This window comes from Pseudoduganella danionis, from assembly GCF_009720775.1.
Lineage (GTDB): Bacteria > Pseudomonadota > Gammaproteobacteria > Burkholderiales > Burkholderiaceae_D > Rugamonas > Rugamonas danionis.
Window position 1 is genome coordinate 55093 of record NZ_WNKW01000002.1, and the last position, 23645, is coordinate 78737.

The 23645-nt window shown below is 61.3% G+C and carries 23 protein-coding genes and 1 riboswitch; of the genes, 18 read left to right on the forward strand and 5 right to left on the reverse strand.

What is annotated here, in order from left to right:
• Nucleotides 1-202 precede the first annotated feature (202 nt).
• Entirely contained in the window at nt 203-1399 is a 1197-nt protein-coding gene (locus GM655_RS08460; RefSeq protein ID WP_371866753.1) for an anhydro-N-acetylmuramic acid kinase, read from the reverse strand.
• Between the two features lie 99 nt (nt 1400-1498).
• A complete protein-coding gene (locus GM655_RS08465) occupies nt 1499-2881 on the reverse strand; it encodes a M23 family metallopeptidase (RefSeq protein ID WP_155434248.1) in 1383 nt (460 codons plus the stop codon).
• A gap of 159 nt (nt 2882-3040) precedes the next feature.
• Between GM655_RS08465 and tyrS the strand changes: the two genes are divergently transcribed.
• The 10 genes from tyrS (at nt 3041) to GM655_RS08515 (ending at nt 11736) form a co-directional block, all read left to right on the forward strand.
• A complete protein-coding gene (gene tyrS / locus GM655_RS08470) occupies nt 3041-4294 on the forward strand; it encodes a tyrosine--tRNA ligase (RefSeq protein WP_155434249.1) in 1254 nt (417 codons plus the stop codon).
• On the forward strand, nt 4291-4752 hold the full coding sequence (gene dtd, locus GM655_RS08475; RefSeq protein ID WP_155434250.1) for a D-aminoacyl-tRNA deacylase: 462 nt from the start codon (nt 4291-4293) through the stop codon (nt 4750-4752). Before tyrS ends, dtd begins: the two co-directional genes overlap by 4 nt.
• 114 nt (nt 4753-4866) lie before the next feature.
• Nucleotides 4867-5517, forward strand: a complete 651-nt coding sequence (locus tag GM655_RS08480; protein ID WP_155434251.1) for a histidine phosphatase family protein — start codon at nt 4867-4869, stop codon at nt 5515-5517.
• A gap of 177 nt (nt 5518-5694) precedes the next feature.
• The gene (dusB, locus tag GM655_RS08485; RefSeq protein ID WP_371866754.1) at nt 5695-6723 is read left to right on the forward strand and encodes a tRNA dihydrouridine synthase DusB; all 1029 of its coding nucleotides are present in this window, start codon (nt 5695-5697) and stop codon (nt 6721-6723) included.
• A gap of 121 nt (nt 6724-6844) precedes the next feature.
• Nucleotides 6845-7078 carry a helix-turn-helix domain-containing protein gene (locus tag GM655_RS08490; RefSeq protein WP_155434252.1) on the forward strand — a complete coding sequence of 78 codons (234 nt, stop codon included), beginning with the start codon at nt 6845-6847 and terminating at the stop codon, nt 7076-7078.
• 131 nt (nt 7079-7209) lie between these two features.
• Nucleotides 7210-8787 carry a bifunctional phosphoribosylaminoimidazolecarboxamide formyltransferase/IMP cyclohydrolase gene (gene purH, locus GM655_RS08495; RefSeq protein ID WP_155434253.1) on the forward strand — a complete coding sequence of 526 codons (1578 nt, stop codon included), beginning with the start codon at nt 7210-7212 and terminating at the stop codon, nt 8785-8787.
• Between the two features lie 99 nt (nt 8788-8886).
• On the forward strand, nt 8887-9495 hold the full coding sequence (ruvC, locus tag GM655_RS08500; RefSeq protein WP_155434254.1) for a crossover junction endodeoxyribonuclease RuvC: 609 nt from the start codon (nt 8887-8889) through the stop codon (nt 9493-9495).
• 23 nt (nt 9496-9518) lie between these two features.
• Nucleotides 9519-10097 carry a Holliday junction branch migration protein RuvA gene (ruvA, locus tag GM655_RS08505; protein WP_155434255.1) on the forward strand — a complete coding sequence of 193 codons (579 nt, stop codon included), beginning with the start codon at nt 9519-9521 and terminating at the stop codon, nt 10095-10097.
• A gap of 95 nt (nt 10098-10192) precedes the next feature.
• Nucleotides 10193-11248 (forward strand): Holliday junction branch migration DNA helicase RuvB, encoded by a 1056-nt coding sequence (gene ruvB / locus GM655_RS08510; protein WP_155434256.1) that lies wholly within the window; start codon nt 10193-10195, stop codon nt 11246-11248.
• Nucleotides 11248-11736 carry a YaiI/YqxD family protein gene (locus GM655_RS08515; RefSeq protein ID WP_155434257.1) on the forward strand — a complete coding sequence of 163 codons (489 nt, stop codon included), beginning with the start codon at nt 11248-11250 and terminating at the stop codon, nt 11734-11736. Before ruvB ends, GM655_RS08515 begins: the two co-directional genes overlap by 1 nt.
• Here the strand turns inward: GM655_RS08515 and GM655_RS08520 are convergent.
• Both GM655_RS08520 and GM655_RS08525 read right to left on the reverse strand, forming a co-directional pair.
• Nucleotides 11733-12173 (reverse strand): YbaN family protein, encoded by a 441-nt coding sequence (locus GM655_RS08520; protein WP_308807405.1) that lies wholly within the window; start codon nt 12171-12173, stop codon nt 11733-11735. The two genes, GM655_RS08515 and GM655_RS08520, sit on opposite strands and share 4 nt — an antisense overlap.
• Nucleotides 12174-12186: 13 nt before the next feature.
• A complete protein-coding gene (locus GM655_RS08525) occupies nt 12187-12627 on the reverse strand; it encodes a DUF2147 domain-containing protein (RefSeq protein WP_155434258.1) in 441 nt (146 codons plus the stop codon).
• A 154-nt stretch (nt 12628-12781) separates the two neighbouring features.
• On the opposite strand from GM655_RS08525, the gene GM655_RS08530 reads away from it, so the two are divergent.
• Nucleotides 12782-13750 carry a threo-3-hydroxy-L-aspartate ammonia-lyase gene (locus GM655_RS08530; RefSeq protein WP_155434259.1) on the forward strand — a complete coding sequence of 323 codons (969 nt, stop codon included), beginning with the start codon at nt 12782-12784 and terminating at the stop codon, nt 13748-13750.
• Between the two features lie 123 nt (nt 13751-13873).
• Here the strand turns inward: GM655_RS08530 and GM655_RS08535 are convergent, their stop codons facing one another.
• Nucleotides 13874-16666 (reverse strand): valine--tRNA ligase, encoded by a 2793-nt coding sequence (locus GM655_RS08535; RefSeq protein WP_155434260.1) that lies wholly within the window; start codon nt 16664-16666, stop codon nt 13874-13876.
• Nucleotides 16667-16805: 139 nt separating this feature from the next.
• On the opposite strand from GM655_RS08535, the gene GM655_RS08540 reads away from it, so the two are divergent.
• The 7 genes from GM655_RS08540 to thiE all read left to right on the forward strand — a co-directional run bounded on the left by GM655_RS08540 (nt 16806) and on the right by thiE (nt 23624).
• Complete coding sequence (locus GM655_RS08540; protein WP_155434261.1) at nt 16806-17633, forward strand: crotonase/enoyl-CoA hydratase family protein; 828 nt, start codon at nt 16806-16808, stop codon at nt 17631-17633.
• A 188-nt stretch (nt 17634-17821) separates the two neighbouring features.
• A complete protein-coding gene (locus GM655_RS08545; RefSeq protein WP_229632476.1) occupies nt 17822-18529 on the forward strand; it encodes a hypothetical protein in 708 nt (235 codons plus the stop codon).
• A 104-nt stretch (nt 18530-18633) separates the two neighbouring features.
• Nucleotides 18634-18737, forward strand: a riboswitch (TPP riboswitch).
• 109 nt (nt 18738-18846) lie between these two features.
• Complete coding sequence (gene thiC, locus GM655_RS08550; protein WP_155434262.1) at nt 18847-20763, forward strand: phosphomethylpyrimidine synthase ThiC; 1917 nt, start codon at nt 18847-18849, stop codon at nt 20761-20763.
• A gap of 7 nt (nt 20764-20770) precedes the next feature.
• Nucleotides 20771-21010, forward strand: coding sequence for a sulfur carrier protein ThiS (gene thiS / locus GM655_RS08555; protein WP_155434263.1), 240 nt, complete (start codon nt 20771-20773; stop codon nt 21008-21010).
• A gap of 29 nt (nt 21011-21039) precedes the next feature.
• The gene (locus GM655_RS08560; RefSeq protein WP_155434264.1) at nt 21040-21864 is read left to right on the forward strand and encodes a thiazole synthase; all 825 of its coding nucleotides are present in this window, start codon (nt 21040-21042) and stop codon (nt 21862-21864) included.
• Between the two features lie 134 nt (nt 21865-21998).
• Nucleotides 21999-22793 carry a bifunctional hydroxymethylpyrimidine kinase/phosphomethylpyrimidine kinase gene (gene thiD, locus GM655_RS08565; protein ID WP_371866755.1) on the forward strand — a complete coding sequence of 265 codons (795 nt, stop codon included), beginning with the start codon at nt 21999-22001 and terminating at the stop codon, nt 22791-22793.
• A gap of 123 nt (nt 22794-22916) precedes the next feature.
• A complete protein-coding gene (gene thiE, locus GM655_RS08570; protein ID WP_155434266.1) occupies nt 22917-23624 on the forward strand; it encodes a thiamine phosphate synthase in 708 nt (235 codons plus the stop codon).
• Nucleotides 23625-23645 lie beyond the last annotated feature (21 nt).

The following is a 23645-nucleotide window of genomic DNA, read 5'->3' on the forward strand; positions in this document are numbered from 1 at the left end:
CCGCGCGCCGGTTATCACCGGCAGCTACAAAACGGCGGGCAACTCCGGTTGCGCCGCCGTTTTTTTATTTCCTAATTCGGGGTCAGGTCGGGCAAAGTGCAGGGGTCAGGTCGGGCAAAGGGACAGATTCGGCATTCGTATTGTAGAGCTTGTCACATTGCCCGACCTGACCCCGACACTTTGCCCGACCTGACCCCGTTGTTTAGGCGGGGTAGAGCGCGCCGAGGATGCGTTCGCCGTGGGCGCCCGTGACGGCGGGCAGGTTGCCGGCCAGCCGTGCCGTGTAGCGCTGGCCCAGCCATGCAAACGCCAGCGCTTCTACGTGGTTGGGTGCGACGCCCAGCGCTGCCGTCGATTGCACGCTGGTGTGCGGCCCCAGTTCGACTGCCAGTTGCTGCATCAGCAGGGCGTTGTAGGCGCCGCCACCACAGACATACACGGCGCTGGCATTGGCACCGTCAGCATCGCTGCGGATGGCTTGCGCCAGCGTGTGCGCTGTCAGCGCCGCCAGCGTGTGCTGGATGTCGGCCGGGCTGGCGCTGGCGGCTGCAGGGCAGGCCGACAGATGTTGCTCCAGCCAGTTCATATGGAACAGGTCGCGCCCCGTGCTTTTCGGTGCGGGCAGGGCGAAATAAGGTTCGCGCAGCAGACTTTCCAGTAGTGCCGGCACTAGCTGGCCAGTGGCGCCCCAGGCGCCGTCCTGATCATATTCGCGGCCCAGATGGCGCTGTATCCAGCCGTCGAGCAGGGCGTTGCCGGGGCCCGTGTCGAAGCCGCGCACGCGGGTGCCTGCGCCCGCATCCGCACCCGCACCGGGCAGGATGCTGATGTTGGCAATGCCGCCGATATTGGCCACCACACGGGTCTGCGCCGGATGGCTGAACAGCGCGTGGTGGAAAGCTGGCACCAGCGGTGCACCCTGCCCCCCGGCGGCCACGTCGCGGCTGCGGAAGTCGGCGATTACGTTGATGCCGCACAGTTCGGCCAGCAGGGCCGGGTTGTTGGTCTGGCGTGTAAAGCCCAGCTCGGGACGGTGGCGGATGGTCTGGCCGTGTACGGCAACGGCGCAGATGGCGTCGTGGCGCTGCCCGCTCTGTTCCAGCAGCAGGGTCACGCAGTCGGCGTACACTCGGGCCAGTCCGTTGGCGGCCAGCGCTTCGCGTTCGATTTCATTGCTGCCCGCAGCTTGCAGGGCCATCAGCTCCGTGCGCAGCGCGGGCGGGAAAGCCAGGAAGGCGGCGCCCAGCGTGGCGATGCCATCCGCATCGATGCGGGCCAGTGCGGCGTCCACGCCATCCATGCTGGTGCCTGACATCAGGCCGATAAATAAACTCATGTGGCGTCTGCTTTCTGTTGCGGGTGAGAAGGGGAGGCGCGGCCGGATGCTACGGCTAGGCATGAGTATAAAAAAAAACAGGCCGCCGTGGCGACCTGTGTTTTGCTGTGGCTGCGAATTAGCCTGCGCAGCGGGCGGACGTGGCTGGCTTATTGGGCTAGCTTATTTGGCTGCCACGCGGGTGCCGCGCGAGCCGCCCGGCTGCAGCAGCGCGAAGCGGTGCGCCATGTCGGAAGCGTAGCTCTTGAAGCGGCTCATTTCGGCTGCCGTCAGCGGCGCCTGCTGCTGCACGTTCATGGTGTTCGGGTCGCGCGCATCGCCGCCGACGCGGAATTCGTAGTGCAGGTGGGCGCCGGTGGACCAGCCGGTAGTGCCGACATAGCCGATCACGTCGCCCTGGCTGACTTTGCTGCCCTTCTTGATGCCATTGGCGAAGCGGCTCATGTGGGCGTAGGCCGTGGTGTAGTTGGCCCAGTGCTTGATGATGACGAAGTTGCCGTAGCCGTTCTGGGTGCCGGCGAAATCGATCACGCCATCACCGGCGGCGCGGATAGGGGTGCCGGTCGCGGCCGGGAAGTCTATGCCTTTGTGGGCTTTCCACTGGCCTGAAATCGGGTGCACGCGCATGGCGAAGCCGGACGAAATCCGCGAGAACTCGACGGGCGATTTGAGGAAGGCTTTTTTCAGCGACTTACCGTCGAAGCTGTAGTAGCCGCCGCCCTGTTTGCTTTGCGGATCTTCGAACCAGACCGACTGGTAGGTGGTGCCCTTGTTGGTGAATTCGCCGGCCAGCACGCGGCCGGCACGCACAAATTCGCCATCCTGCCAGAAGGTTTCATAGACCACGTTGAAATGGTCGCCCTTTTTCAGGTCGCCACGGAAGTCTATGCTGGTCGAGAACATTTCGACGATCTGTTTGACGATGCTGTCGGGCAGTTTGGCGCCGTCTTCGCTGGAGTCGGTAGCTGCGTACAGGGTGGAACTGATGGTACGCGCATGCATTTCCACGCGGCGTTCCAGCTTGGCAGCTTCTTCCTGCGCCACGAAAGCATTGCCTTTGCGGGAGATGCGGATGTTCTTGACGGGGATGTCCTTGCCATCCACCACGACGGCGCGCAGCCATTGCAGATTGCCGTCTTCGTCGGTCTGTGCCTGCACGCGTTTGCCAGCCTTGAGCTGCATCACGCCTTTGGCGACGCTGTCTTTCTTGATGAAGGTTTCGGCCGCTTCATCATCCACGCCCAGACGGGTGAGCAGGGTGGCCAGCGTGTCGCCGGCGCGGATTTTTTCTTCGTGGACGAATTGTTCGGTAGCGGACTTTTGTTCGATGGCAGCGATCTGGGCGCCCAGATCAGGTGCGACGACGTCTTCCTGAACCGACTTCACGGGCAGATCCGATGCATCAGGCGCCAGTGGGGCAACGCCGGCAGCACCAAAAGCACATACTGCAAGAAACAATGCAGACGCGCTGATAATGCGCGCTTTGCGCGTCGAACCTAGCAGACTGAACAAGCGTGAGCTTGTGATTTTATGTATTTGGTTCATGCAATCAGTTAAAATTTGCCGCTTGAACTATTCGATAGGGTTTTTATTTCTTCTTCTTGTGGTCTAAGTTCGTTTTCGTACGGCAATATTGATCGATCGAGGATTATATCAAATTCTATCCGCTACTCACCCATTTCTGAAAAATACCGCCCTAAAATTATGACTACTACTGCATCGACAGCGCCGTCCGCGAATGAGAACCTGCCCCTGACAGACCGTGTACTGGAGGCGCTCGCCATCACGAAACGCGGTGTTGACGAGTTGCTTATTGAAAGCGAGTTCGCCCAGAAGCTGGCCCGCTCGGAAAAATCCGGTGTGCCGCTGCGCATCAAGCTCGGACTTGATCCAACCGCTCCTGACCTGCACCTGGGCCATACGGTAGTGCTGAACAAGATGCGTCAATTGCAAGATCTGGGACATCAGGTAATCTTCCTTATCGGCGACTTCACGTCCATGATCGGTGACCCTTCGGGGCGCAATATGACCCGTCCGCCGCTGACGCGCGAGCAGGTCGAGCAAAACGCCATGACTTATTTCAAGCAGGCGTCGCTGGTGCTGGATCCGGCCAAGACGGAAATCCGCTACAACTCCGAGTGGTGCGACCCGCTCGGCGCACGCGGCCTGATCAAGCTGGCTTCGCACTACACGGTGGCGCGCATGATGGAACGTGATGATTTTAGCAAGCGTTTCAAGAATGGGACTCCGATTGCGGTCCACGAGTTCCTGTATCCGCTGATGCAGGGCTACGATTCGGTGGCTTTGAAGGCCGACCTTGAGCTAGGTGGAACGGACCAGAAATTTAACTTGCTCGTTGGCCGCGAGCTGCAGAAGGACTATGGCCAGGAGCCGCAGTGCATCCTGACCATGCCGCTGCTGGAAGGTCTGGACGGCGTCGAGAAGATGTCCAAGTCCAAGAACAACTACATCGGCATTACCGAAGTGCCCAACACCATGTTCGCCAAGATCATGAGTATTTCCGACACCATGATGTGGAAATACTACGAACTGCTGTCGTTCCGCTCGCTGGCTGATCTGGCGGCGCTGAAGGCGGCGGTGGAAGGTGGCGCCAACCCGCGCGATGCCAAAGTGGCGCTGGCGCAGGAAATCGTCGCGCGCTTCCACTCGCAGGACGCGGCCGAGCAGGCGCTGAACGATTTCGTCAACCGCTCCAAAGGCGGGATTCCTGACGATATCGCCGAAATCACCGTGCCGGGCGCACCATCCGGCATCCAGCAGTTGCTGAAAACGGCCGGTCTGTGCGCCTCCGTGTCGGAAGCGGGCCGCATGATAGAGCAGGGCGGCGTGCGCATCGATGGCACCGTCATCAGCGACAAGACGCTGAAAGTCGAAGCCGGCACCATGGTGCTGCAAGTGGGCAAGCGCAAGTTCGCTCGCGTCACGCTGACGGCATGATAGGCCTGCTGCAAAGAGTCAGCAGCGCCAGTGTGGTGGTCGATGGCGCCACGATCGGCGCCATCGAAGCCGGTCTGATGGTGCTGGTGTGCGCTGAACGCCACGACAGCGAGCAGGAGGCCGATGCCTTGCTGAACAAGCTGCTGGGCTACCGCGTGTTTGCCGACGAGGCGGGCAAGATGAACCGCAGCGTGACGGATACGGGTGGCGCACTGCTGCTGGTGCCGCAGTTCACGCTGGCAGCCGACACCAATTCGGGCACCCGCCCTTCGTTCACGCCCGCTGCGGCACCGGCCGATGGCAAGCGTTTGTTCGAGTATTTTCTGGCGCAGGCGCGGCTACGCCATCCCAAGGTCGCGTGCGGCCAGTTTGGCGCCGACATGAAGGTGTCGCTGACCAATGACGGCCCTGTGACCTTCTGGCTGCAGACCCGTCCCAAAGCGATGCCCGCGGCCTAAGTAGCACACATAAGAAACGCCGCCAGCTTACGCGCCGTCTGCGGTGGGCTGTGCTGGCAGAGCATGCTTGTAGTCCCAGCCACGCCGTAGCGCGTGGCTTTTTTGTGAAGCCACATGAATAACAGCACCATACTTCTGATCCGTCATGGCGAAACGCCGTGGAACGCCATGCGCCGTCTGCAGGGCCATACCGATATTCCGCTCAACGAGGAGGGCGAACGGCAGGCGGCGGCGCTGGCGCGCGCACTGCTCGAGCAGGGCGTGGATGTGCTGGTGGCCAGCGACCTGCAGCGCGCCATGCAGACGGCGCAGGCGCTGAGCGAGCTGCAACCAGGGCTGGCGCTGCAGACTGATGCGCGGTTGCGCGAGCGCTGCTACGGCGTGTTCGAAGGCATGCTGTATAGCGAGATCGCCGCGCAATATCCCGACGATTACGCCCGCTGGCAGGCGCGCGAAGTGGATGCCGTGATGCCGGACGGCACGCGGCCGGCCGAGAGTTTCCGCCAGTTCTATCAGCGCTGTCTGGGCGGTATCGCCGACTGGGCCCGGCGCCATCCGGGCCAGACCATCGCCATCGTGGCCCACGGCGGCGTGCTGGAATGCGCCTACCGCGCAGCGCGCGGCATGAGCCTGGACAGCCCGCGTGATTTCCAGGTCAAGAATGCCAGCATCAACCGCTTCGTGTGGGACGGTACGCAGTTGCAACTAGAACACTGGGGCGATGTCGACCATCTGGCGCCGACGGCACTGGACGACATCATCTGAGTGCTGCCGGATCTGAGTGGAGCCGGCGCGCGCCACTACGTGCCGCAACACGCCGCCACATGCCGCAACATTCAATTGCACTGGTCTGGCGAGCGCAAGTATGAAAAATAGTGCTTATTATTTGAGCAGCCGATAGGTTAAAATAGAGGGTTCCTTCCCTCGCTACAGTTATTTCCAGTGCAAATCGGTCCTTATATCCTGCGCAACAACGTTTTCGTCGCTCCCATGGCGGGTGTGACGGATCGTCCGTTCCGTCAGTTGTGCAAACAGCTGGGCGCCGGCTATGCCGTATCGGAAATGGCGGCGTCGAATCCGCGCCTGTGGGCGACGGAAAAGAGCTCGCGCCGCACCGACCACACGGGCGAGATGGAGCCGAAAGCCGTGCAGATCGCCGGTGCCGATCCGCAGGATCTGGCCGATTGCGCGCGCTTCAATGTCGAGCGCGGCGCCCAGATCATCGATATCAACATGGGCTGCCCGGTGAAGAAAGTCTGCAATGCGTGGTGCGGTTCGGCCCTGCTGCAGCACGAAGAACTGGTACAGACCATCTTGAAAACCGTGGTGGCGGCCGTCGACGTGCCCGTCACGCTGAAATTCCGCACGGGCTGGGACCGTGCCAACAAGAATGCGCTGACCATCGCCCGGATGGCCGAAGACGCCGGTATCGCCATGCTGACGCTGCATGGCCGTACCCGCGCCGACGGTTACAAGGGCGAGGCCGAATATGACACCATTGCGGCGGTCAAGCGCTCGGTTTCTATCCCCGTGGTGGCCAACGGCGATATCACCACGCCGGAGAAAGCCCGCTACGTGCTCGATGTGACGGGCGCCGATGCGGTCATGGTCGGACGCGCCGCGCAGGGCCGCCCGTGGATCTTCCGCGAGATCGACCACTATCTGCGCACGGGCAGTCATTTGCCGCCGCCGCTGGTGACCGAAGTGAGCCACCTGATGGACGAGCACCTGCGCGCCCACTATGCGTTCTACGGTGAATACCTGGGGGTGCGCACGGCACGCAAGCACATCGGCTGGTATGTGCGCGAACTGCCCGGCGGCGAACCGTTCCGACAGCGTATGAACCTGCTGGAATCGACCGAAGAACAGTTGCAGGCCGTGGCCCAGTTCTTCGAATCGCAGGCGCAGTACGGCGAGCGGTTACAATACTGCCCTTCGTCTCAGTCCGAAGCTGAGCGAGAGGCGGCCTGAACAGGCAGCCGGCACTATAAAAGACGTCAAAAAAGTCGGATAAGAACGGTGAACACCGCGGCCATAAGCCCCTTGTGATTCATCCGCTTTACAGTTAAATAAATACAGCGAACGAAACAAAATGAGCAAAGAAAGTATCCAGGAAGTAGTCCAGAAGAGCCTTGAAGAGTACTTCAACGATCTGGGCGAGCAGCAGGCCTCGAATATCTACGACATGGTAGTGCTGACGGTAGAAAAGCCGATCCTGGAAGTGGTGATGCACCGCGCCGATGGTAACCAGTCGCATGCTGCGCAGATGCTGGGCATTAACCGCAATACCCTGCGCAAGAAATTACAGGAACACGGTCTGCTGTAAACCGCGCTGTTTCCGGCATCAGTGGCTGGGGACGGCCGCTGTGGCCGGCCGCCAGAATATCGAACCGAAGTTCGCATCGAATATTTAACCACCAGTCCAGCTCACGCTGGACGCCACTAGCCCGAAAAGCCATGATTAAACAAGCTCTCATCTCCGTATCCGACAAAACCGGCGTGCTCGACTTCGCGCGCGCCCTGTCCGCCATGGGTGTCAACATCCTGTCGACCGGCGGCACGGCCAAACTGCTGGCCGACAACGGCGTAGCCGTGACCGAAGTAGCCGACTACACGGGCTTCCCGGAGATGCTCGATGGCCGCGTGAAAACCCTGCACCCTATGGTGCACGGCGGCATTTTGGCCCGTCGCGATTTCCCTGAGCACATGGCCAAACTGGCTGAGCACAACATTCCGACCATCGATATGGTGGTGGTCAATCTGTATCCGTTCCAGGCCACCGTGGCCAAGGATGACTGCACGCTGGAAGACGCCATCGAGAACATCGATATCGGCGGCCCGGCCATGCTGCGTTCGTCGGCGAAAAACCACAAGGACGTGGTGGTGATCTGCGACCCGACCGACTACAGCAAGGTGCTGGACGAGATCAAGGCCAACGATGGCGTGGTCAGCTACGACACTCGCTTCGGTCTGGCTACCAAGGTGTATTCGCACACGGCACAATATGACGGTGCGATCGCCAACTACCTGACCAGTCTGGATGCGAGCCGCAGCCACGCGGCACGCGGCACCTATCCGCAATCGCTGAATGTGGCGTTCGAAAAAGTGCAGGACATGCGCTACGGCGAAAACCCGCACCAGTCGGCTGCCTTCTACCGCGACGTGACGGCGACTGCCGGCGCGCTGGCCAACTACCGCCAGTTGCAGGGCAAGGAACTGTCGTTCAACAATATCGCTGACGCTGATGCAGCATGGGAATGCGTGAAGAGCATGGGTGGCTTCGACCAGAGCGCTGCCTGCGTGATCGTCAAGCACGCCAATCCATGCGGCGTGGCGCTGGGTGCCAATGCGGTCGAGGCTTACAAGCGCGCGCTGCAGACCGACCCGACTTCGGCTTTCGGCGGCATTATCGCCTTTAACGTGGAAGTGGATGGCGCAGCCGCCACCGAACTGGCCAAGCTGTTCGTCGAAGTGCTGATCGCGCCATCGTTCACGGCCGAAGCCAAACAGATCCTGTCGGCCAAGCAGAACGTGCGTCTGCTGGAAATCCCGCTGGGCACGGGCGTGAACGCCATGGACTTCAAGCGCGTGGGTGGCGGTCTGCTGGTGCAGTCGGCAGACGCGAAAAACGTGCTGATCTCGGACCTGAAAGTGGTGACCAAGCTGCAGCCTACCCAGCAGCAACTGCAGGATCTGATGTTCGCATGGCGCGTGGCCAAGTATGTCAAATCGAATGCCATCGTGTTCTGCGCTAACAACATGACGCTGGGCGTGGGCGCCGGCCAGATGAGCCGTATCGATTCGGCCCGTATCGCTTCCATCAAGGCGCAGAACGCTGGTCTGAGCCTGGAGAATTCGGTGGTGGCGTCGGACGCCTTCTTCCCGTTCCGCGACGGTCTGGATGTGGTGGTGGACGCGGGCGCACGCTGCGTGATCCAGCCGGGCGGTTCGATGCGCGATCAGGAAGTGATCGACGCTGCCGACGAGCGCGGCGTGGTGATGCTGTACACGGGCACCCGTCACTTCCGTCATTAATCTTCTAGCCTTGCGCTAATCTCTACAGTGTGGCGACCTGTTCAGGTCGCCACACTGTTTTTATATACAGCATTCAAGTTTCGCGGTTACAATCGCGGAATGATAATTCTCGGCATAGACCCCGGCTTGCGCACCACCGGCTTTGGCGTGATCCAGCAGCGCGGTAGCAAGCTGCGCTACATCGCCTCCGGCACCATCAAGAGCGGCGAGGGCGATCTGCCGACCCGCCTGAAAGTCATCCTCGACGGTGTGGCCGAAGTGGCGCGCACCTATCAGCCCGACTACGCGGCCATCGAGCAGGTGTTTGTCAACGTTAATCCCCAATCCACGCTGCTGCTCGGGCAGGCGCGCGGCGCGGCCATTTGTGCGCTGGTCTCGGCCGAGCTGACGGTGGCCGAATATTCGCCTACCCAGGTCAAGCAGGCTGTGGTCGGCACGGGCCGCGCCGTCAAGGCGCAGGTGCAGGACATGGTGGCGCGCCTGCTGGCGCTGCCCGGCTTGCCCGGCACTGACGCTGCCGATGCGCTCGGCGTGGCCATCTGCCATGCGCATAACCGCGAAACGCTGACGCTGATTCAGAGTCAGAGCCAGTCCCGTGGTCAGAGCGCAGGTTCAGCGGCCGCCAAGCTGGCCGGCACGGCGGCCGGCACAGTATCTCAAGGCCCGCTGGCCGGCTTGCGCATGCGGCGCGGCCGACTGGTGGGCTGAATTCACTCTAAAGGCATTGCAACATGATCGGTCGTCTCTCCGGTATTCTGCTCGAAAAAAATCCGCCCCAGTTGCTGGTCGATTGCGGCGGCGTCGGCTACGAAGTCGATGTGTCCATGACCACCTTCTACAACCTGCCCGGGGTGGGCGAGAAAGTCGTGCTGTTCACCCATCAGGCCATCCGCGAAGATGCCCATCTGCTGTTCGGTTTCGGCAATGCCGAGGAACGTGCCGTGTTCCGTCAACTGATCAAGATCACGGGTGTGGGCGCGCGCACGGCGCTATCGATTTTGTCCGGCATGTCGATTGCCGATCTGGCGCAGGCCGTGACGCTGCAGGAATCGGGCCGGCTGGTGAAAGTGCCGGGCATAGGCAAGAAGACGGCCGAGCGCCTGCTGCTGGAACTCAAAGGCAAGCTGGGTGCCGACATTGGTGCGGGCGGCGCCCATGCCGTGCCGGATGCGCAGTCGGACATTCTGAATGCGCTGCTGGCGCTCGGTTACTCCGACAAGGAAGCCGTGCTGGCATTGAAGACGGTGCCGGCCGGCGCCTCCGTTTCGGACGGTATCAAGCAGGCCCTGAAAGCGCTCTCGAAAGGCTGAGGCGCGTAGTATCATGGCTGGCAGGGCATAGTGCGCGTAGTCCGTGGTACAGCAGCCTGCCACCATCCGTGATTGAATAGGTTTTCACACATTGCATGAGCATCCAGACCGATAGTTTTACCGAACAGCGCATCATCGATGCGGCACCCGCTTCGCCCAACGAGGAGGCAATCGAGCGCGCGCTGCGGCCCAAGCTGCTCGATGAGTACGTCGGTCAGGCCAAGATCCGCGATCAGCTGGAAATCTTTATTTCGGCGGCGCGCAAGCGCAAGGAAGCGCTTGACCATACGTTGCTGTTCGGCCCGCCCGGTCTGGGCAAGACTACGCTGGCCAACATCATTGCGCGCGAGATGGGCGTCAACCTGCGCCAGACTTCCGGCCCTGTGCTCGAGCGCCCCGGCGATCTGGCGGCGCTGCTGACCAATCTGGAAGCCAACGATGTGTTGTTCATCGATGAGATCCACCGTCTTTCGCCCGTGGTCGAAGAAATTCTGTATCCGGCGCTGGAAGACTACCAGATCGACATCATGATAGGCGAGGGGCCGGCGGCCCGCTCCGTCAAGCTCGATCTGCAGCCGTTCACGCTGGTGGGCGCCACCACGCGCGCCGGCATGCTGACCAATCCGCTGCGCGACCGCTTCGGCATCGTGGCGCGGCTGGAGTTCTACAACACGCAGGAGCTGACCTTGATCGTCAAGCGCAGCGCCATGCTGCTCAAGGCGAATATCGACGAGGAGGGAGCGCATGAAATTGCCCGCCGCGCGCGTGGTACGCCGCGTATCGCCAACCGGCTGCTGCGTCGCGTGCGCGATTATGCGGAAGTCAAAGGCAATGGCGATATCACCAAGGCGATCGCCGATGCGGCGCTGGTGATGCTGGACGTCGATACGGTGGGCTTCGATGTGATGGACCGCAAGCTGCTCGAAGCCGTGCTGTACAAATTCGGCGGCGGGCCGGTCGGCATTGGCAATCTGGCTGCAGCCATAGGCGAGGCGGCCGATACCATCGAGGATGTGCTGGAACCGTATCTGATCCAGCAAGGCTATCTGCAGCGTACGCCGCGCGGCCGCGTGGCCACGGCGGCGGCCTATAAACACTTCGGCGTGAACCCGCCGCGCACCAATCCCAACGGCGAGCTGTGGGAACTGTGATGCAGATCTGGGTGGATGCCGACGCCTGTCCTGCCGTCATCAAGGAAATTCTGTACCGCGTGGCCGAGCGTGTGGCCGTGCCGCTTACGCTGGTGGCCAATCAGCTGCTGCGCGTGCCGCCGTCGCGCTACATACGCGCTGTGCAGGTGCCGGCCGGTGCCGACGTGGCCGACAGGGAAATTGTGCGTCTGCTGGCGCGCGGCGATCTGGTGGTGACGGGCGATATACCGCTGGCAGCGGATGTGCTGAAGAAGGGCGGCTATGCGCTCAATCCGCGCGGCGAGTTTTATACCGAGCACAATATCGAACAGATGCTGACCATGCGGGCTTTTATGGATGAGCTGCGTGGCAGCGGCGTGGATACGGGCGGACCGGCCGCGTTCAGCCAGAGCGACCGGCAGAATTTTGCCAACAGTCTGGATCGCCACATCAGCAAAGTATTGCGCGAGCAGGCGCGCCAGCAGTCTGCCGGATCAGCCGGCGATTAGGGCGGTGGCGCGCCGTCCTGCTCTGGCACTGGCAGGCGCATGGTGGGGACGTAACGGCACAGATACAGCGTGACGCCGCAGCCTATGCAAAACAGCATGATCTGCAAGCCCGTTCGGTGTACCACATAGGCGGAGTAGCCCAGCGATAACCACATGAGCAGCAGTATCCAGACTTTGGCGCGCAAGGGGATGCCGTAGCCGAGCTCGTAGTTGCGCAGATAGCGCCCGAACATGGGATTGGTGATGAGCCAGTTGTGCAGCCGCGTCGAGCCGCGCGCAAAGCAGGCCGAGGCCAGCAGCAGGAAGGGTGTGGTGGGCAGCAGGGGCAGGAAGATGCCCAGTACGCCCAGCACCACGGCGATGGCGCCGATCAGATTCAGCAGGATTTTCATGCCCTGCATGGTAACACTGCCCCGCTGGCGGGGCAGCGGGTCCATGGGCTAGCCCTGCTTATTCCTGACGTACCCAGACTTGCGAACGGCCCAGCATCGGTACGCCGATGTAGCCGCGTACATTGAGTTTCTTGCCGTTGTCGCTCAGGTGCATTTTGCTCTTGTAGACTTTGCCGTTGTCCGGATCAAGAATTTCGCCGCCCGTGTAGGTGTCGCCATCCTTTTTCAGACCGGACATGAATACCATGCCGATGATGGGTTGGTTCTTGCGTGCGTCTTCGCACTTTTCGCATTTCGGGTTCTGGTCTTCGGTCGGCGCGCGGAACAGCTGCTCGATCTTACCTTGCAGGACGCCATTGTTTTCCGAGATGCGGATCAGGGCTTTAGGCTTGCCCGTTACGTCATCGATATTTTTCCACAGGCCTACTGGTGTGCTGTCATCGGCAAAAGCAGGGGCAATGCTGACGGCGGCGGCGAGGGCGAAAGCAAACCATTTCATTGTGAGTCTCCAGGGTGAATTTTAGTGTCCGGCGAGTGTAGCAAATAAAATGACCGATCGTGCTATTTTTATGTAACTGTCGTGAAAATGCCAAAAACCGCTATCATTTGCGGCTGGAAACACTGACTGCCAGAACACTTTCTACAGGAACTACATGAGCTCGCTCCCACTGCCGACTTACGCCGATGTGCAGGCCGCTGCCGCCCGCATCGATGGTTATGCCCACCGCACGCCCGTGCTGACTTCGCGTACGGCCAACGCCGAACTGGGCGCCGAAGTTTTTTTCAAATGTGAAAACCTGCAGCGCATGGGCGCTTTCAAATTCCGCGGCGCCTACAATGCGCTGGCCCGTTTCGATGAAGCCCAGCGCCGCGCCGGCGTGGTGGCTTTTTCTTCCGGCAATCACGCGCAGGCGATCGCGCTGTCGGCCCGTTTGATGGGCATCCCGGCCACCATCGTCATGCCGCTCGATGCGCCGGCCGCCAAGGTCGCTGCCACCCGGGGCTACGGGGCGGAAGTGGTGTTGTATGACCGGTATAAGGAAGACCGCGAAGAAATCGGCCGCAATCTGGCCCAGCAAAAAGGCATGACGCTGATCCCGCCCTATGACCATGCCGACGTGATTGCGGGGCAGGGCACGGCGGCCAAGGAGTTGTTCGAAGAAGTGGGCTCGCTCGACAGCCTGTTCGTCTGCCTCGGTGGTGGCGGCTTGCTCAGTGGTTCGGCTTTATCGACGCGCGCGCTGTCGCCGCACACCCGTTTGTACGGGGTGGAGCCGGAAGCGGGCAATGATGGTCAGCAATCGTTCCGTAGCGGTAGCATCGTGCACATCGATACGCCGCAGACGATAGCTGATGGCGCCCAGACCCAGCATCTGGGCAATCTGACTTTCCCCATCATCCGGCGTGATGTGAACGATATTCTGACCGTCAGCGATGCGGAGTTGCGCGCTGCGATGCGCTTCTTTGCCGAGCGCATGAAGATCGTGGTGGAGCCGACCGGCTGCCTCGGTTTTGCTGCCGCACGAGCGATGAAGCAACAATTGCAAGGCCAGCGCGTGGGCATCATCCTCAGCGGCGGCAACGTCGATATCGCGCGCTACGCGGCCCTGCTGGCCGAATAAACTTGGGGTCAGGTCGGGCAAAGTGCAGTTTTTGAGAAATCTCAAATACAAACAGGGGTCAGGTAAGGCAAATGACACTTGCCCGACCTGACCCCTGCACTTTGCCCGACCTGACCCCTAGGGTTAGGCTGGCAGCTTGGCGTACTGTTCGCGGATCTTGGCCAGCGTGGCGCTGAAGTTGGCCACGCGTTCTTTTTCCTGCGCCACCACTTCGGCTGGCGCACGTGCCACGAAGCTTTCGTTGGACAGCTTGCCGTTGGCCTTGTTGATCTCGCCTTCGAGACGGGTGATCTCCTTGCTCAGGCGCTCACGCTCGGCTTTCACGTCGATTTCCACTTTCAGCATGAGCTTGGTCGTGCCGACGATGGACACGGCCGCCGGCGATTCCGGCAGCACGTCCACGATCTGCACTTCGGCCAGCTTGCCCAGCGACTGGATGTAAGGCGCGAACACGCTCATCGCTGCTTTGTCGTCGGCATTGCCCGGTTCCACGATCAGCGGTACGCGCAGCGATGGCGCCAGCTGCATTTCGCCACGCAGGTTGCGGGTCGCGTCGGTCAGCGCCTTGAGCTGCTGCATCCACGCTTCGGCCGTTTCGTCGATCTTGGCCGTGTTGGCGATCGGGTAAGGTTGCAGCATGATGGTGTCGCCCGTTTTGCCGGCCAGCGGCGCAACGGCCTGCCACAGTGCTTCCGTAACGAACGGGATGATAGGGTGGGCCAGACGCAGCACCACTTCGAGCACGCGCAGCAGCGTATGACGGGTAGCGCGCTGCTGGCCTTCCGTGCCGCTCTGCACCTGCACTTTGGCCACTTCCAGATACCAGTCGCAGTATTCGTCCCAGACGAATTTGTAGATGGTCGAAGCGATGTTGTCGAAGCGGTAGTCTTCGAAACCTTTGGCCACATCGAGTTCGGCTTTCTGCAGCAGCGAGATGATCCACTTGTCGGCCATCGACAGGTCGGCTTCATTGGCGCTGCAATCCTTGCCTTCCGTATTCATCAGCACGAAGCGGGTGGCGTTCCACATCTTGTTGCAGAAGTTGCGGTAGCCTTCGGCGCGGCCCAGATCGAAGTTGATGTTGCGGCCCAGCGAAGCGTAGGACGCCATGGTGAAGCGTACGGCATCCGTGCCGTAGGCGGCTATACCTTCAGGGAATTCCTTGCGCGTGGCCTTGGCGATCTTTTCGGCTGCTTTCGGGTTCATCAGGCCGGTGGTACGTTTTTCCACCAGTGCTTCCACGCCGATACCGTCGATCAGGTCGATAGGGTCCAGCGTGTTGCCCTTGGACTTGGACATTTTCTGGCCTTGCGAATCGCGTACCAGACCGTGCACATACACCGTGTTGAACGGTACTTTGCCCGTGAAGTGCGCCGTCATCATGACCATGCGCGCGACCCAGAAGAAGATGATGTCGAAGCCCGTCACCAGTACCGACGAAGGCAGGAAGGCCTGCAGGTCCGGCGTTTCATTCGGCCAGCCCAGCGTGGAGAAGGGTACCAGCGCGGACGAGAACCAGGTGTCGAGCACGTCGTTGTCGCGGTGCAGTGGACCGCTGCTGCCTTTGGCGGCAGCCTGTGCCTGTGCTTCTTGTTCCGTCTTGGCGACGAACACATTGCCGGCATCGTCATACCATGCCGGAATCTGGTGGCCCCACCACAGCTGACGCGAGATGCACCAGTCCTGGATGTTGTTGAGCCACTGGTTGTAGGTGGTGGTCCAGTTTTCCGGCACGAATTTGATTTCGCCCGAGGAGACTTTTTCCAGCGCCACTTCGGCGATCGATTTGCCCGGATTGTAAGTGCCTTCCGGTGCCGGCTTGCTCATCGCGACAAACCATTGGTCGGTCAGCATAGGTTCGATCACCACGCCGGTACGGTCGCCACGCGGCACCATCAGCTTGTGCGGTTTGACCTGTTCCAGCAAGCCTTGTGCTTCCAGATCGGCGACGATTTTCTTACGTGCTTCGAAGCGGTCCAGACCACGATACGCTTCCGGTGCATCGTCGGTGATCTTGGCTTCCAGCGTCAGGATGGACGGCATGCCCAGATTGTGGCGCTGGCCTACGGCGTAGTCGTTGAAGTCGTGCGCCGGCGTGATCTTCACGCAGCCGGTGCCGAATTCCTTGTCCACATAGCTGTCGGCGATGATAGGAATTTCACGGTCGCACAGCGGCAGCTTGAGCATCTTGCCGACCAGCGGCTGGTAGCGCTCGTCGGTCGGATCGACTGCCACGGCCACGTCGCCCAGCATGGTTTCGGGACGCGTGGTGGCCACCGTCAGCGTACCGCTGCCATCGGCCAGCGGGTACTGGATGTACCACATCGAGCCATCTTCTTCTTCCGATACCACTTCCAGATCGGACACGGCGGTGCCCAGTACGGGGTCCCAGTTGACCAGACGCTTGCCGCGGTAGATCAGGCCCTGCTCGTGCAGGCGCACAAACACTTCCGTCACCACTTTGGAACGGGCTTCGTCCATCGTGAAGTATTCGCGTTCCCAGTCCGGCGACGCGCCCAGGCGGCGCATCTGGCCCGTGATGGTGGAACCGGATTTCTCTTTCCACTCCCAGACTTTCTTGATGAAGGCGTCGCGGCCCAGATCATGGCGCGACACTTTCTGGGCGTCCAGTTGGCGTTCCACCACGATCTGGGTGGCGATACCAGCGTGGTCGGTGCCCGGAATCCAGGCCGTGTTGTGGCCCAGCATACGGTGGTAGCGGGTCAGGCCGTCCATGATGGTCTGGTTAAAGGCATGGCCCATGTGCAGGGTGCCGGTCACATTCGGCGGCGGCAGCTGGATGCTGAAAGAAGGTTTACCGGCGTCCAGCGAGGCGCGGTAGTAACCGCGTTGTTCCCACTCGCTGCGCCAGAACTGTTCAATGTCGGCAGGCTCGAAAGACTTGGCTAATTCCATGATTTGACAAATTAAATTGGCGAAAACAGCCATTATAGATGACTGTGCAGGCCAAACGGCAGGCGCGGCGGGCTTTTTGATTGACGTAGCCGGTTTTTTACCGACAAGATAGAAACATAACTGTACTTTGGAGTCTTGCATGTCTGATCAAATCCCTGCTTTTGAAACCCTGTCCGTCACTCTGGAAGGCGCTGTTGCCATCGTGCGCCTGAACCGGCCCGACAAGCTGAATGCGATGAATCTTGCTATGTGGAATGATTTGCGCAGCGCTTTCCAGTTCCTCGACGGCCTGCCGGCCGCCCGCGCCATCGTGCTCGAAGGCGAGGGCCGCGGCTTCACTGCCGGCATCGATCTGCAGATGATGATGGGGCTGGGCAGCCAGATCCAGAACGATTGCGACGGCCGTATGCGCGAATCGCTGCGCCGTATCATTCTCGATCTGCAGGACTGCCTGACCAGTCTGGAGCGCTGCCGCAAGCCGGTGCTGGCTGCCGTGCATGGCGCTTGCGTGGGCGGTGGCATCGATCTGATCTGCTGCGCCGATATGCGCTACTGCTCGGCTGATGCGTGGTTCAGCATCAAGGAAATCGATATCGGCATGACGGCCGATGTGGGTACGCTGCAACGCCTGCCCAAGCTGATCGGCGATGGCATGGCGCGCGAACTGGCCTACACGGCGCGCAAGGTGGATGCGGCCGAAGCCAAGGATATCCGGCTGGTGAACCGCGTGTTTGAGACGCCGGAAGCCTTGCGCGAGGGGGTGCGTGCGATTGCTGCCGAGATCGCTACCAAGGCACCGCTGGCCGTGCGCGGCGTGAAAGAAATGATTACCTATGCACGCGACCATAGCGTGGCTGACGGCCTCAACTACGTCGCCACGTGGAATGCCGCCATGCTGATGTCGGCAGACCTGCAGGCCGCCATGATGGCCGGCATGAGCAAGACCACGCCTAGCTTCAAGGATTAATTCCGCCGGGCAGCGCCATGTACCGGCTGGCGCGGGGTGCTGCCCTCTCTGCACTTCCGTTATCTGAAACGCTCTATTTTTCTTCCTGTTTCCTCCTATTTTTCCTATTTTTGAACTCTGCGGGCAAACGCGGGTCTAAAAATAGGAAAGCAGGAGGAAATAGAAGAAAAAATAGGAGGGAATAGATAATGGACGGGATGGAAGCCTCGGTAAGTGTCCCGGTCGAGCGCCAGCAGTTGGAGCGCCTGATCGAGCAACTGGCACGGCGCGGTGGCGCGCCGGATTTACAGCAAGCACTGTCCGCGGCCATAGAGATGTGGCTGGGCGAGCAAGTCAAATTGCAGATGGGCGCTGATCCTGCCTGCGTGCGCGGTTATCAATGGAAAACCGTGTTTCTGCCGGAAGGTACTTTGCTATGCACCTATAGCTATGGCGACGAACAGCATGCCCGCGTCATCGGTAGACAGATTATTTTCTGCGGCAGGGCGGTTTCGCCCAACCAGTTTGCACACTGGGCAGGCCGCAGCACGCGCAATGCGTGGAACGATCTCTACCTACGCCGCCCGCAGGACAAGTTCTATATTCTGGCCAGCCGATTGCGCGCACAGGTCGCACAAGAGCTAGAACGTGCCACTGCTACCGTCACAACATCCGCAGCACCCGAGGACGTACCGGCACGCACAGCGCTACCGTCAGCCCCTAATAATCTGCTGGCAGAAGTTCTGCATGCCGTAGTTGCGGCCTTGCAGACTAGCGAGCAGACCAAGTCCGCAATTGCCTCGCTATTTCCCCAGCCAGTCCTTGCCCCGCCGCGCGACTGCAGCAAAGGCGAAGGCTGGGACTTGCCTGAACGACGCAAGTTCCGCTTCCGTCTGGAAGATGTTGCGTTCAGCTAGGGACGCTGTGTCTATGCAGGGCGTGCGGCATCCACTGCTGCAATCGAATCAGCTATTGTCGCCGTGCCAAGACGCGGCGTATAATCGGCGCGCTGCCACAAGGTAGCAAACGCTAGGGGTCCTGTGCATCGCTGTGATGCGCGGGTGAGAAATACCCTCCGAACCTGATCTGGATAATGCCAGCGAAGGGAAGCTAAGGATAGCGCCGTCACACCGCCTTTACGATCCGGATCGCTCCGGCCATCCTCGTAATCTGGCGCGCACATGATAGCCGTCCTACCTCCTTTGCTGGCTCCTGTAGCCAACCGAGGAGCCAAATGAACGCCAACGCCAAATTCCTGTCTGCCACCGCCACGGTGGATAGTGCAGCCATCCAGCCTTTACCCAATTCGCGCAAAGTCTATGTACAGGGCAGCCGTCCTGACATTCGCGTGCCCATGCGCGAAATTAGCCAGGCCGATACGCCTGCCTCCTTCGGCTTCGAAGCCAATCCGCCCGTGTATGTCTACGATACTTCCGGCCCCTACACCGATCCCGATGCCGTGATCGATATCCGTTCCGGTTTGGCCGCCACGCCGCGCCTGCCGTGGATACTCGAGCGTGACGATACGGAGGAGCTGGACGGCCCCACGTCCGATTACGGCAAGGCGCGGCTGGCCGATCCTGCATTGGCCGAACTGCGTTTCAACCTGCACCGCCAGCCGCGCCGCGCGCGCGCCGGCAAGAACGTCACCCAGATGCACTATGCGCGTCAGGGCATCATCACGCCGGAAATGGAGTTCGTCGCCATCCGCGAAAACCTGCGCCGCAAGGAGTATCTGGAGCAGTTGAAAAACTCGGGCCCTAACGGCCAGCGTCTGGCCGATCTGATGGGGCGCCAGCACCGTGGCCAGTCCTTCGGTGCCAGCATCCCGGCCGAGATCACGCCGGAATTCGTACGTGAAGAAATCGCCCGTGGCCGCGCCATCATCCCCGCCAATATCAACCACCCCGAAGTGGAGCCGATGATCATCGGCCGTAACTTCCTCGTCAAGATCAACGCCAACATCGGCAACTCGGCCGTGACTTCCTCGATAGGCGAAGAAGTGGAAAAAATGACGTGGGCCATACGCTGGGGCGGCGACAACGTGATGGACCTGTCCACCGGTAAGCACATCCACGAAACCCGCGAATGGATCATCCGTAACAGCCCCGTACCTATCGGCACCGTGCCTATCTATCAGGCGCTGGAAAAGGTCAACGGCAAGGCCGAAGACCTGACCTGGGAAATCTTCCGCGACACCCTGATCGAACAGGCCGAGCAGGGTGTCGACTACTTCACCATCCACGCCGGCGTGCTGCTGCGCTATGTGCCGATGACGGCCAAGCGCCTGACGGGCATCGTCTCGCGCGGCGGCTCCATTATGGCCAAATGGTGTCTGGCCCACCACAAGGAATCCTTCCTGTACGAGCATTTCGAAGAGATCTGCGAAATCATGAAAGCCTATGACGTGGCCTTCTCGCTCGGAGATGGCCTGCGTCCGGGCTCCATCTATGACGCCAACGACGAAGCCCAGCTGGGCGAACTGAAAACGCTGGGCGAACTGACCCAGATCGCCTGGAAGCACGACGTGCAGGTGATGATAGAAGGGCCGGGCCACGTGCCGATGCAGCTGATCAAGGAGAATATGGATCTGCAGCTGGAGCAGTGCCACGAAGCGCCGTTCTACACGCTGGGCCCATTGACCACCGATATCGCGCCGGGCTATGACCACCTCACTTCCGGCATAGGCGCCGCGCAGATCGGCTGGTACGGCACGGCCATGCTGTGCTACGTCACGCCGAAAGAGCATCTGGGCCTGCCCGACAAGAACGACGTCAAGGACGGCATCATCACCTACAAGATCGCCGCCCACGCAGCCGATCTGGCCAAGGGCCACCCCGGCGCCCAGATTCGCGATAACGCGCTGTCCAAAGCGCGCTTCGAATTCCGCTGGGACGACCAGTTCAATCTGGGCCTCGATCCCGACAAGGCGCGCGAGTTCCACGACGAGACCCTGCCCAAGGATTCGGCCAAGGTGGCGCACTTCTGCTCCATGTGCGGTCCGCATTTCTGCTCGATGAAAATCACGCAGGAAGTGCGCGACTTCGCTGCCGCGAATGGCGTCACGCATGGCGCCGCGCTGCAGCAGGGCATGCAAGTGAAGGCTGTCGAGTTCATGCGCGATGGCGCCCAGCTATATCACAAACTGTGAGGCCGGCATGACGGAGATCGAACTCGAAAATGACATCGAAAATGAAATCGAGATTGAGCTGAATGGCGCGCCGTATCGCGTGCCGCAGCAGCACACGCTGGCGCAACTGATAGACGCGCTGGCGTTGACGGGACAGGCGCTGGCGCTGGCCGTCAACCGCAGCGTGGTGCCGCGCCAGCAGTGGCCGCAGCGCCAGCTACAGGCGCAGGACAAGGTCGAGATTGTGCGCGCCATCGGTGGCGGCTAAATACCCATTTAACGGATCAAGGAATTCACATGAACAGCATTAACCGTAACCAAGGCGCGGCCGCCGCAACGGCCGCACAGGACCTGCTGACCATCGCCGGCAAGACCTATCAATCGCGCCTGCTGGTCGGCAGCGGGAAATACCGCGACCTGCAGCAGACGCGCGCAGCGACCGATGCAGCGGAAGCCGAAATCATCACCGTGGCCATCCGCCGCGTCAACATCGGGCAGGACCCGAAAGCACCGAGTTTGCTCGACGTGCTGCCACCCTCGCAGTACACCATCCTGCCGAATACGGCCGGCTGCTACAACGCCAAGGACGCCATCTACACGCTGCAGATGGCGCGCGAACTGCTGAATGGCCACAAGCTGGTCAAGCTGGAAGTGCTGGGCGACGAAAAGACGCTGTTCCCGAACATGCCGGAAACCTTGATCGCCGCTGAAGCGCTGGTCAAAGACGGCTTCGACGTGATGGTGTATTGCAGCGACGATCCGATACAGGCGCGCATGCTGGAAGATATCGGTTGCGTCGCCGTGATGCCGCTGGCATCGCTGATCGGTTCCGGCATGGGCATCCTCAATCCGTGGAATCTGTCGCTGATCATCGAGCAGGCCAAGGTGCCGGTGCTGGTCGATGCCGGTGTCGGCACGGCTTCCGATGCTGCCATCGCCATGGAACTGGGCTGCGATGGTGTGCTGATGAATACTGCCATCGCCGGTGCACAGGACCCGGTGCGCATGGCGCGCGCGATGAAGCTGGGCGTGCAGGCTGGCCGCGAAGCTTATCTGGCGGGCCGCATCGCGCGCAAGTTTGCCGCATCGCCATCCTCGCCGATGGCGGGCCGGCTGGCATGACAGCGCAGCCATGGCCTCTGTCGCAGTCACTGTCGCAACCGCGGTCGCAGCCGCAGTCGCAGCCGCAGCCGCAGTCGCAGCCGCAGCCGCAGCCGCAGCAGACAGCAGACGCGGTCCCGCTCAGCACTGAGAATGTGCCCGAGCGGGCCTGCGTGCTGGTGTTTGCGGGACTCGATCCGTCCGGCGGCGCCGGCCTGAGCGCCGACCTGCAAGCCATAGCGGGGCAGGGCGCGCATGCGCTGACGGTGGTGACGGCGCTGACGGTGCAGGACAACGACCGCGTATGGGGCGTGCACCCGGTGGCAGCAGGTCTGATGCGGCAGCAGGCGCTGGCGCTGATCGACAAGTTTGCGATCCGTGCCGTCAAGATCGGCATCACCGGCAGCGCCGAGAATGCGCGCGCCATTGCCGAACTGATCGTGCAGTTGCGGCGCGATCAGCCGCAACTGCCGGTCGTGCTCGACCCTGTGCTGGCCAGCGGCCATGGCGATCTGCTGTCACGCGATGATGCCGTGCAGGCGCTGGCGCCGCTGCTACCTCTGGCCACCGTGCTCACGCCCAACGAACCGGAAGCGCAGGCGCTGACAGGCCTGCCCGCGACAGCGGCACAGATGCAGCGGCTACGTGAACACGGCTGTCAGCACGTGCTGCTGACGGGCGGCCATGGCATGGGTGAGACCGTGTGCAATCAGTGGTACGGCCCGGAAGCTATACCGACAGCCCGCCGCGAGTGGCGCTGGCTGCGGCTGGCTGGTGCTTTCCATGGCAGCGGCTGCACGCTGGCTGCGGCGATTGCCGGTCAACTGGCCATGCAGGTGCCACTGGCGCTGGCGCTCGATGCGGCACAGGCGTATTGCCATAGCGCGCTGGAGTCTTCCTATGCGATCGGCAGCGGCCAGCGCATTCCTGCACGCAATTCTTACTACTAGGATGCCAGTAAATGAGTGGCCTGAATCCAGCCTGAACAGATAAGCCAACGAGATCGCCGCGAGCGCTGCTGCCGCACGCAATTTTTACATTGAAACTATTAAACTGAAAGTCGAGTGCTCACCATGCAAGGACTGTATCTGGTCACCCCAAACTGGGATTCCACCGAACGTCTGCTCACCGTCACCGAGCAGGCATTGCAGGCAGCGCAGGGCTGCCAGCCCGGCATCGCCCTGCTGCAGTACCGCCACAAGCACGCCAGCCCGGCGCTGCGGCTGCAACAGGCCACGGCCTTGCGCCGCCTGTGCCGGCAGTACGGCGTGCCTTTCATCGTCAATGACTTTGTCGAACTGGCGCAGCAGGTGGAAGCAGATGGCGTGCATCTGGGCGCCAGCGATGCCGCGTTGGCCGCCGTGCGTGCCGAGCTGGGGCCGGCTGCGATCATCGGCGCTTCCTGTTATGGCGACATGGCGCTGGCACTGGCCGCGCAGGCCGCCGGTGCCAGTTATGTGGCTTTTGGCGGTTTCTATCCGTCGCGCGTGAAACAGTATGCCGTCACCACGGCGCCGGCCATACTGGATCAAGCGCAGCAGCATATCCATCTGCCGCAGGTGGTAATCGGTGGCATGACGCCGGCGCTGGCCGCGCCGCTGGTCGCAAGCGGCGCCCACATGGTAGCCGCCATCAGCAGCGTGTATCTGGCAGCGGCCAGTGGTGCCGCAGCGGCCGACGACGCCGCACCTGCTGCGGCACAACTGGCTGCCGGCGCGGCGGCCGTGCAGCGTGCCGTGGATGGATTCCTGCAGCTATTCCAGCCCGCGGCTGTTGTTTAAACGCGTATAAAAGCTGCTTAA